Below are 10,851 nucleotides of genomic sequence, written 5' to 3'. Positions count from 1 at the left end.
TTGTTTGTAATACTTTGTAATTGAACACTATAAAGTTACAACAATTTTCGCTAATCACCAAATTTACAAATAGTTATAATTCATCGAACTCACGTTAATATTATGAAAATTAAAATCTGTGCGATAGCATGTGTCGTAGGAATGGCAGTGGCTGTAGCTTCATGTAATCCGAAAAGCGTAGAAAAGGACTATGCTGCATATGTAAATCCATTTATCGGAACGGGAGGACACGGACATACATTTCCCGGAGCTGTAGTACCCAACGGAATGATTCAGCCGAGTCCGGATACCCGCATCGACGGATGGGATGCTTCTTCAGGATATTATTATGAAGATTCCACCATCAACGGGTTCTCGCACACACATGTTAGTGGCACCGGTTGTGCCGATTATGGTGATATTTTACTGATGCCGACGGTAGGCAAGCAGATTTACAATCCTCAGGACTATACCAGCCAGACACTGCCGTATGCGTCGGGATTCTCACATAAGAACGAAACAGCCGAACCGGGATATTACTCGGTTTTTCTGGACCGGTATAAGGTAAAGGCGGAACTGACTGCTACCAAACGGGCGGCTTTGCACCGGTATACGTTCCCGGCAAGCGACGAGGCCGGATTTATTCTCGACATGGATTACTCTATCCAGCATCAGACAAACATGGATATGCAGGTGGATGTAGTCAGTGATACGGAAATCAAAGGATATAAGCTGACTGAATACTGGGCATTCGACCAGCAGATCAGTTTCTATGCCAAGTTCTCCAAACCTTTTACGTATCAGATTGTAAGAGATACGCTGACCGACCAGAATGGCAAGATGCAGCCCCGCTGTAAGGTTCTGCTCAGTTTCAAGACGAAAAAAGATGAGCAGGTCATGGTGAAGATGGGTATCTCGGCTGTCGATACGGAGGGGGCAAAGAAAAACCTGGATGCCGAAATTCCGGCATGGGATTTCGAAAAGGTGCGCTCCGACGCTCGTCAGGCATGGAATGACTATCTTTCTAAAATAGATGTTTCAACTTCCAGTGATACCGACCGCACCATTTTCTATACGGCTATGTATCATACGGCTATCAGCCCGAATTTGTTTACCGACGTAGACGGACGTTACTGGGGAATGGACCGGAAGGTACATCAGGGAAATGCAGACCGTCCGGTTTACACGGTATTCTCTCTATGGGATACGTTCCGCGCATTGCACCCGCTCTTGTCTATCATCGAACCGCAGATGAACAATGACTTTATCCGTTCGCTGCTGAAAAAGCATCAGGAGGGAGGTATCTTCCCGATGTGGGATCTGGCTTCGAACTATACAGGAACAATGATCGGGTATCATGCGGCTTCGCTTATCGCCGATGCTTATACCAAAGGATATGCTGATTTCGACTTGCAGGAGGCTTACAAGGCTTGCTTGCGTGCTGCGGAATATGATACGACGGGTATAAAATGTCCGGCGCTGGTATTGCCGCACTTGATGCCGATGGCCAAGTATTATAAGAATACGTTAGGGTATATTCCGTGCGACCGCGAGAACGAATCGGTTGCCAAGGCACTGGAATATGCTTACGATGATTATTGCATTTCTGTCCTTGCCGAGGCGGTAGGCGACTACAAGAATCAGGAAAAGTATGCGCGGTTTGCCAAGGCTTATGAATTGTACTTCGATCCGTCTACGCGTTTCATGCGCGGACTCGACTCGAAAGGAGAATGGCGCAGCCCGTTCAACCCGAAATCATCGAACCATCGTTTCGATGATTATTGCGAAGGAAATGCCTGGCAGTGGACATGGTTCACTCCACACGATATTGAGGGACTGGTGAAACTGATGGGAGGAGAACAGGGCTTCATCGGTAAACTTGACTCGCTCTTTACAACGGATTCCAGTCTGGAAGGAGAAAATGTTTCGGCTGATATCAGCGGACTGATCGGACAGTATGCGCATGGAAATGAACCAAGCCATCACATTATACACATGTACAATTATGTAAACCAGCCGTGGAAAACGCAGGAACTGATTGACCGTGTACTGAAGGAGCAGTATCGTGATGCTCCCGACGGACTATCGGGCAATGAAGACTGTGGACAGATGTCGGCGTGGTATATCCTGAACGCAATGGGATTTTATCAGGTTTGTCCGGGTAAGCCGGTTTATTCTATCGGACGCCCGTTCTTCGACAAGGTAACAATCAACTTGCCGGAGGATAACAAGACGTTTACTATTCTGACAAAGAATAATTCCAAAGACAACAAGTATATCCAGTCGGCTACGCTGAATGGTAAGGAACTGGATGTTCCGTTTATCGAGCATAAGGATATAGCTGCCGGAGGAACACTGGAAATAACCTTAACCAACCAACCTACAAAATGGGGAGTAAAACAATAAAATCATAAATAAGCCATGAAAAAATTATCATTACTTATTTTGCTGGCAGGCTTTTTCTGCCTTGCCAAAGCGACTAATTATGCAGACTATGTGAACCCACTGGTGGGTACTCAGTCTACTTTCGAGTTGTCTACGGGTAATACGTATCCGGCTATCGCACGTCCGTGGGGTATGAACTTCTGGAGCCCGCAGACCGGAAAAATGGGCGACGGCTGGATGTATCAGTACACAGCTACGAAGATCCGCGGATTCAAGCAGACGCACCAGCCCAGCCCGTGGATAAACGACTATGGTCAGTTCTCTATCATGCCGATGGTAAATAAGCCGGAATTCAACGAAGACAAGCGTGCAAGCTGGTTCGCACACAAGGGTGAAACGGCAAAAGCCTATTATTATAAGGTGTATCTGGCAGAATACGATATAGTGACCGAGCTGACTCCGACAGAACGGGCTGCCATGTTCCGCTTTACATTCCCGGAGAATGAACATTCCTACGTAGTGGTGGATGCTTTCGACAAGGGTTCGTATGTCAAGATTGATGCGGCAAACAACCGTATCATCGGTTACTCTACCAAGAACAGCGGTGGTGTTCCGGCTAACTTCAAGAATTATTTCGTAATCGAATTCGACAAACCGTTCACGTATCAGGCTACCGTTGCCGACAGTATCGTAAAAGAGAACGGCACGGAACAGCAGGCGGATCATGCAGGAGCTATCATCGGCTTTGCTACAAAGAAAGGGGAAATCGTACATGCTCGTGTGGCTTCTTCGTTTATCAGTCCGGAACAGGCATTATTGAACCTGAAGGAACTGGGCAACGACGACTTCAATACGCTGGTGGAAAAAGGTAAGGAAGCATGGAACAATGTATTGGGTAAGGTAGGAGTGGAAGGCGGAAATCTGGATCAGTACCGTACCTTCTATTCTTGTCTGTACCGCTCATTGCTTTTCCCGCGTAAGTTCTACGAAATAGACGCGCAGGGACAGATTGTTCATTACAGCCCTTACAACGGTAAAGTGGTTCCGGGATATATGTATACCGATACAGGTTTCTGGGATACGTTCCGCTGTCTGTTCCCGTTGCTGAACCTGATCTATCCGTCGGTCAACAAGGAAATCCAGGAAGGACTGATCAATACATATAAGGAAAGCGGCTTCTTCCCCGAATGGGCAAGCCCGGGACACCGTGGTTGTATGATTGGAAACAACTCGGCTTCTATTCTGGTGGATGCTTATTTCAAGGGAGTAAAGGTAGATGATCTGGAAACACTTTATAAAGGTCTGATTCACGGAACGGAAAATGTGCATCCGGAAATATCTTCTACTGGGCGTCTGGGATATGAATATTACAACAAACTGGGTTATGTGCCTTACGATGTAAAGATTAATGAGAACGCAGCTCGTACACTGGAATATGCTTACAACGACTGGTGTATCTATAAACTGGCAAAGGACTTGAAGCGTCCGAAGAAGGAAGTGAACCTGTTTGCCAAACGTGCCATGAACTATAGAAATCTATTCGACAAGGAAACATTGTTGATGCGTGGCAAGAACAAGGATGGCAAGTTCATGTCTCCGTTCTCTCCGCTGAAATGGGGTGACGCATTTACTGAAGGCAACAGCTGGCATTATTCATGGTCGGTATTCCACGATCCTCAGGGACTGATTGACCTGATGGGCGGTGATGCCATGTTTGTAACGATGATGGATTCTGTTTTCTCTGTACCTCCTGTATTCGACGACAGCTATTATGGTTTCCCGATTCACGAAATCCGTGAGATGACGGTGATGAACATGGGTAACTATGCACATGGCAACCAACCTATTCAGCACATGATTTATCTGTACAATTATGCCAAACAGCCGTGGAAAGCACAATACTGGCTGCGTCAGGTCATGGACCGCATGTATACTCCTACTCCCGACGGCTACTGTGGTGATGAAGATAACGGGCAGACTTCTGCATGGTATGTATTCTCTGCTTTGGGATTCTATCCGGTATGTCCGGGAACCGATCAGTATGTACTGGGGGCTCCGCTGTTTAAGAAAGCTACCATCCATTTTGAAAATGGCAAGAGCATCGTCATCAATGCTCCTCAGAACAGTGACACCAACTATTACATTCAGGATATGAAGGTAAACGGTCAGGAATATACCAAGAATTACATTACACACGCTACCTTGCAGAATGGTGGTACCATCGATTATGTCATGGGAAACAAACCTAATATGAACAGAGGTATCACACCAGAAGATGCACCGTATTCATTTAGTAAAGAAGTGAAACAATAAATCATAAAAGGACTGTTTTATTAGTCCCAATAAAAGCAGGTTACTTCCTATTAATCATTAAAAGTAAGAAAGGAAAGTAACCTGCTTTTATTTTATCACTTTTTTTTAGATATATATACAACTTACTTCTCTCTTTTCAGGCTTCTTTTTGAGAGAAAATTGTATATTTGCAGGTAATTAAATGGGCTAAAGAATATTCTTTTAAAAACTTCCTATTTGTTTTGCATAAATTTTAATATCGGAATAACAGATATAGCAGTTTTTCTGTGAAGAAATGCATCAGCATGGGTGAAAGAAAATTCTAAACTCTAAAATATATTAAAACCCTGATAAAAATTTACGTACTTCAGGGACACAAAATGTTATTAATAATGAATTAACTGATTGACAATACTATGAAACAAAACAATCATCCGAAAAAAACCAAGAGTCCGATAACATGGGTTCCGACAGCGTATTTTGCTATGGGACTACCCTTTGTAGTACTGAATATGGTAACGGTCCTTATGTTTAAAGGATTAGGAGTAGAAGATAAATTAATTACATTTTGGACTTCCCTGATTTTGCTTCCATGGACTTTGAAACCGTTATGGAGTCCGTTTCTTGAATTATTCAAGACGAAAAAATTCTTTGTCGTTGCTACCCAGCTTATAACAGGAATCACATTTGGCTTAGTGGCATTTTCACTGAATTTACCCCATTTCTTTAGTATAGCTATTGCCTTACTGGCTGTCATTGCCTTTAGTGGTGCTACCCACGATATCGCATGTGACGGTGTATACATGAGCGAATTGTCGAACGACGATCAGGCAAAATACATCGGTTGGCAGGGTGCTTTTTACAATATTGCCAAAATCATTGCTACGGGTGGTCTGGTATATCTGGCTGGCTATCTGATTGAAAAATATGGAGGAGCAGGCGCCGAAGGAGATGCGCTATTCGCAGCCAACCAAAAGGCATGGATGATTATCATGACTATCTTGTGTGTCATTATGGTTGTATTGGGTATCTATCACTTGTTTATGCTGCCTTCAGGCGGAGCCAAGAAGCAGGGAGAACAGCGTACAGCTGGACAGGTGATGAAAGAACTATCGAACGTACTGATTGACTTCTTCAAGAAAAGTCATATTGTATATTACATTTTTTTCATCATTCTCTATCGGTTTGCAGAAGGATTTGTCATGAAAATTGTTCCTCTGTTTCTGAAGGCGGCAAGAGAAAGCGGTGGCCTCGGACTGAGTGAAAAGGAAATCGGACTTTATTATGGTACTTATGGTGCAGCAGCATTCGTTTTAGGTTCCTTGCTGGCCGGATATTATATATCGGCACGGGGGCTGAGAAAAACGTTGTTCTCGTTGTGCTGTATATTCAACTTACCCTTTGTGGTATATGCGTTGTTCGCTACGTTCCAGCCTGAAAACGGACTGCTTATTTGCAGTGGTATCGTATTGGAATATTTCGGATACGGTTTCGGTTTCGTGGGACTGACGTTGTTTATGATGCAGCAGGTAGCTCCGGGAAAGCACCAGATGGCACATTACGCATTTGCTTCAGGTATCATGAACTTGGGAGTAATGATTCCGGGGATGCTTAGCGGCTGGGTATGCGAAACATTGGGCGAATGGTTCAACAAACCGGGAGGATATGAACCGTTCTTTATCTTTGTATTGATTGCAACCATACCGGCATTTCTGATTACTTATTTTGTACCGTTCAAATATAAACAGGATGGTACTTTGATAGAAGGAGAAAGAGAATAAATTAACAACCAAATAATATAAAGAATATGGCAGAGAAATTTAACATGCCGTGGGAAGATCGCCCGGCAGGATGTACAGATGTGATGTGGCGTTACTCAAAAAACCCCGTAATCGGACGTTATCAGATTCCCTCATCAAACAGTATCTTCAATAGTGCTGTCGTTCCGTTTAAAGACGGATTCGCAGGAGTCTTCCGCTGCGACAATAAGGCAGTGCAGATGAATATTTTTGCGGGCTTCAGCAAAGATGGTATCAACTGGGAAATCAATCATGAACCGATTCAGTTTAAAGCTGGAAATACGGAAATGATTGAATCGGAATATAAATATGACCCTCGTGTGACTTGGATCGAAGACCGTTACTGGATTACCTGGTGTAATGGTTATCACGGACCGACAATCGGTATCGGTTATACATTCGATTTCAAGGAATTCTATCAATGTGAAAATGCATTCTTGCCATTCAACCGTAACGGTGTTCTGTTCCCGCAGAAAATCAATGGTAAATATGCTATGCTGAGCCGTCCGAGCGACAATGGTCATACTCCTTTCGGTGATATTTATATCAGCTATAGCCCTGATATGAAATACTGGGGTGAACATCGTTGCGTAATGAAAGTGACTCCGTTCCCCGAAAGTGCATGGCAGTGTACTAAAATCGGAGCGGGTTCTGTTCCTTTCCTGACCGAAGCCGGATGGTTGATGTTCTATCACGGAGTAATTACTACCTGCAACGGATTCCGTTATTCAATGGGTGCCGCTATCCTCGATAAGGATAATCCAGAAAAAGTATTGTACCGTACTCGTGATTATATTCTGGGTCCTGCTGCACCTTATGAACTCCAAGGAGATGTGCCTAATGTAGTATTCCCATGCGCAGCTTTGCAGGACGGAGAACGCGTAGCCGTATATTATGGTGCTGCTGATACAGTAGTAGGTATGGCTTTCGGATATGTTTCTGAAATTATCGATTATGTGAAACGTACTTCGATTATCTAATGCCCCTGATTTTTTTCATAGGTATTCCTACATAAAGTAAACCTTTTGGGCTGTATCGAATAACTTGCTGTAGTTATTGGTACAGCCTTTTTCTGTTTTTTATTTATCTAATATCATTCTTATGAAACAACTGTTAATCTGCATGGCTAGCTTTTTTGCCTTAGGTACATTGCATGCACAGGAACCGGCCGACTATGTGAATCCATTTATCGGAACGACTAACTTCGGAACCTGTAATCCGGGTGCTATCTGTCCTAACGGCATGATGTCGGTCGTACCATTTAATGTAATGGGATCGGAAGATAATAAATATGATAAAGACGCACGCTGGTGGTCTACTCCTTATGACTATACCAACAGTTTCTTTACGGGTTTTGCACATGTGAACCTTAGTGGAGTAGGATGTCCGGAACTGGGTTCTCTACTGCTGATGCCTACTACCGGAAAACTGGATGTTGACTATCATAACTACGGAAGTAAATATGAAAAAGAAAATGCAACCCCGGGATATTATACCATCTCATTGACTAAATATAACATCTTGGCCGAGGCGACTGCTACACCACGTACGGGGTTGTCACGCTTTACGTTTCCTAAGGGAGAAAGCAATATCCTCCTGAACTTAGGAGAAGGCTTGACCAACGAAACAGGAGCGTTTATGCGCCGCGTAAGCGATTGTGAAGTGGAAGGTATGAAACTGCTGGGTACATTCTGCTATAACCCGCAGGCTGTTTTCCCGATATATTTTGTGATGCGTGTCAATAAAACACCTAAGGCTACCGGCTACTGGAAAAAACAGCGCCCGATGTTTGGTGTAGAGGCTGAATGGGACAAGGATCAGGGAAAATACAAATTGTATACACAATATAACAAAGATATCGCAGGTGATGACATCGGTGCCTGGTTTTCTTTCGATACAGAAGAAGGAGAACAGATTGAAGTCGCCATGGGAGTATCGTTTGTCAGCATAGAAAATGCCAGAGAGAATCTCGACAAGGAACAGTCTGGAAGACACTTTGCTGCCATCCAGCAGGAGGCTCGCCAGCGCTGGAACGATGATTTGGGAAGAATCATGGTAGAAGGTGGAAGTAAGGACCAGAAAACGGTATTCTATACAGGACTTTATCATGCGTTGATTCACCCCAATATTTTGCAGGACGTGAATGGTGAATATCCTCAGATGGAAGGTGACAAGATTCTGACCACAAAAGGAGATCGCTATACCGTATTTTCTTTATGGGATACTTACCGCAATCTGCATCAGTTGATGACACTGGTTTATCCCGAACGACAGATGGATATGATTAATACAATGCTGAATATGTATCGTGAACACGGATGGTTGCCGAAATGGGAACTCTATGGACGCGAGACATTGACGATGGAGGGAGACCCGAGTCTTCCGGTTATCGTGGATACATGGATGAAAGGATTGCGCGATTTCGATATCAACCTGGCTTATGAAGCAATGTATAAATCGGCAACCTTGCCGGGTAAGGACAACTTAATGCGTCCGGACAACGACGATTACATGAACTTGGGTTATGTACCTTTGAGAGAGCAATACGATAATTCGGTATCACATGCGCTGGAATATTATATCGCAGACTACTCGCTTTACACACTTGCCAAAGCTTTAGGCAAGAAAGAAGATGCTAAATTGTTCTATAATCGTTCCATGGGATACAAGAATTATTATAGCAAGGAATTTGGTACGCTCCGCCCAATTCTTCCCGACGGTAAGTTCTATTCTCCGTTCGATCCGAAACAAGGTGAGAACTTCGAACCAAGTCCGGGTTTCCACGAAGGAAATGCATGGAATTATACCTTCTATGTGCCTCATGATATTGCAGGACTTGCCAAACTGATGGGAGGTAAGCAAGCCTTTGTCGACAAACTACAAATGGTATTCGACAAAGGTTATTATGATCCGGCCAATGAACCTGATATCGCTTATCCTTACTTGTTCAGTTACTTCAAAGGGGAAGAATGGCGTACACAGAAGCTGGTGAAAGAATTACTGGCCAAGTATTTCACAACTCAGCCGAACGGAATACCGGGTAATGATGATACCGGAACCATGTCGACATGGGCTATCTTCAGCATGATGGGATTTTATCCAGACTGCCCAGGAGTACCTGAATATACGCTTACCACTCCGACATTCGACAAGATCACCATCAAGCTCGATCCTAAATATTATGGAAAAGACCAGTTGGTTATTGAAACGATGAATCCGGAAAGTGACTCAGAGTACATAAAAACAGTCAAGATGGGTGACAAGAAGTGTGGCTATCGTATAAACCACAACGATCTGGTTAAGGCTGGAACTCTCCAATTCTGGAAGAAATAAATGTACTAAGCTCTAAGCTCCCGTACAGAAAGCACTACTTCGAACAACCGCAAACGGTGACTGTTCATAAAAAAGAAGAGTCGTATCAAACTCCATTTTTTGAGTAATGATACGACTCTTCCTTTTACCTTTAAGAATAATATTCAAACTTCAGATTTAAGTAACCTATCTAAAAATGAATTTTGAACAGCTTCCTGATTAATATTTATATCAGAACAAACTACTCTACGTTTAATGACTGGACTGAATGATATCGATAAGAATAGGTTTCATACCACCTACGAAACATTCTACCGCAATAACCATCAAAATAAGGCCCATCAGACGCATCATCACATTATTACCGGTTTCCCCTATTATATCAACCAAACGGGTCGACAGGCGCAAGATAATATAGGTTAGGATATATACAACAGCTATGACGGCCACCAGCGTTGTCTTCAACTCCCACGTATTCGCATCATCCATCAAAATAATCCCATTTGCTATAGCTCCCGGACCACATAACATCGGAATAGACAACGGAGTAATGGATATATCGTCTGCATAAGTTTTTATCTCTTCATCTTTCAGTTTCGTATTTGTATAACGTGCCTGAAGCATATCATAACCTATTTTTAAAATAATAATACCTGCAGCAATGCGGAAGCCATTGGTGGATATTCCAAAAAACTTAAATAGGAACTGTCCGCAAAAAGTAAAAGCTATTAGAATAATGAACGAAATGATCGTAGCCCTTTTTACAATATGGCGACGTTCCTGCTCACCAAGACCATTGGTCATTGTCAGAAATACGGGCATAGTTCCCAACGGGTTTGTCAATGTAAAGAACGAAGTGAAGCACAGCAGTGCATAGGGAATAATTGTATCCATAACCAGTTAATTATATATTGCTCAAAAATAGAAAAAATAATTCAATAATCTTTGATAACTATAGCAGAAACATAAATTCGGCCAATTTGTTCTCCCACTAAAAGAAAACTTTTCTATACCGTGCCTCCGCCGGGGCAGAGGGAAATCTTCACTTCCATTTCCTTCGTAACATGAACTGCCGTCGGAGCCC

The 10,851-nt window shown here is 43.3% G+C and carries 6 protein-coding genes; 5 read left to right on the top strand and 1 reads right to left on the bottom strand.

Annotated features, from left to right (window positions below):
• Positions 1-102 precede the first annotated feature (102 nt).
• From ACZM60_RS13360 to ACZM60_RS13340, 5 genes are all read left to right on the top strand, one after another.
• On the top strand, positions 103-2,385 hold the full coding sequence (locus ACZM60_RS13360) for a GH92 family glycosyl hydrolase (RefSeq protein WP_489521742.1): 2,283 nt from the start codon (positions 103-105) through the stop codon (positions 2,383-2,385).
• Positions 2,386-2,400: 15 nt separating this feature from the next.
• On the top strand, positions 2,401-4,677 hold the full coding sequence (locus tag ACZM60_RS13355) for a GH92 family glycosyl hydrolase (RefSeq protein WP_489521741.1): 2,277 nt from the start codon (positions 2,401-2,403) through the stop codon (positions 4,675-4,677).
• 395 nt (positions 4,678-5,072) lie between these two features.
• Entirely contained in the window at positions 5,073-6,437 is a 1,365-nt protein-coding gene (locus ACZM60_RS13350) for an MFS transporter (protein WP_418585783.1), read from the top strand.
• 26 nt (positions 6,438-6,463) lie between these two features.
• Positions 6,464-7,435 carry a glycoside hydrolase family 130 protein gene (locus ACZM60_RS13345; RefSeq protein ID WP_022232854.1) on the top strand — a complete coding sequence of 324 codons (972 nt, stop codon included), beginning with the start codon at positions 6,464-6,466 and terminating at the stop codon, positions 7,433-7,435.
• A 142-nt stretch (positions 7,436-7,577) separates the two neighbouring features.
• Positions 7,578-9,788 (top strand): GH92 family glycosyl hydrolase, encoded by a 2,211-nt coding sequence (locus tag ACZM60_RS13340; protein WP_418585784.1) that lies wholly within the window; start codon positions 7,578-7,580, stop codon positions 9,786-9,788.
• A 231-nt stretch (positions 9,789-10,019) separates the two neighbouring features.
• Here the strand turns inward: ACZM60_RS13340 and ACZM60_RS13335 are convergent, their stop codons facing one another.
• Complete coding sequence (locus ACZM60_RS13335; protein WP_340320242.1) at positions 10,020-10,661, bottom strand: MarC family protein; 642 nt, start codon at positions 10,659-10,661, stop codon at positions 10,020-10,022.
• Positions 10,662-10,851: the final 190 nt, after the last annotated feature.

It is taken from the genome of Phocaeicola sp. (assembly GCF_057861905.1).
The sequence above is the reverse complement of the archived record's forward strand: the minus strand, read 5'-3'. Positions and strand labels throughout refer to the sequence as shown.

Bases quoted from the DNA above. Each gene is read 5' to 3' on its own strand.
- ACZM60_RS13360 (WP_489521742.1), top strand. From the start codon at position 103: ATGAAAATTAAAATCTGTGCGATAGCATGTGTCGTAGGAATGGCAGTG.
- ACZM60_RS13355 (WP_489521741.1), top strand. From the start codon at position 2,401: ATGAAAAAATTATCATTACTTATTTTGCTGGCAGGCTTTTTCTGCCTT.
- ACZM60_RS13350 (WP_418585783.1), top strand. From the start codon at position 5,073: ATGAAACAAAACAATCATCCGAAAAAAACCAAGAGTCCGATAACATGG.
- ACZM60_RS13345 (WP_022232854.1), top strand. From the start codon at position 6,464: ATGGCAGAGAAATTTAACATGCCGTGGGAAGATCGCCCGGCAGGATGT.
- ACZM60_RS13340 (WP_418585784.1), top strand. From the start codon at position 7,578: ATGGCTAGCTTTTTTGCCTTAGGTACATTGCATGCACAGGAACCGGCC.
- ACZM60_RS13335 (WP_340320242.1), bottom strand. From the start codon at position 10,661: ATGGATACAATTATTCCCTATGCACTGCTGTGCTTCACTTCGTTCTTT.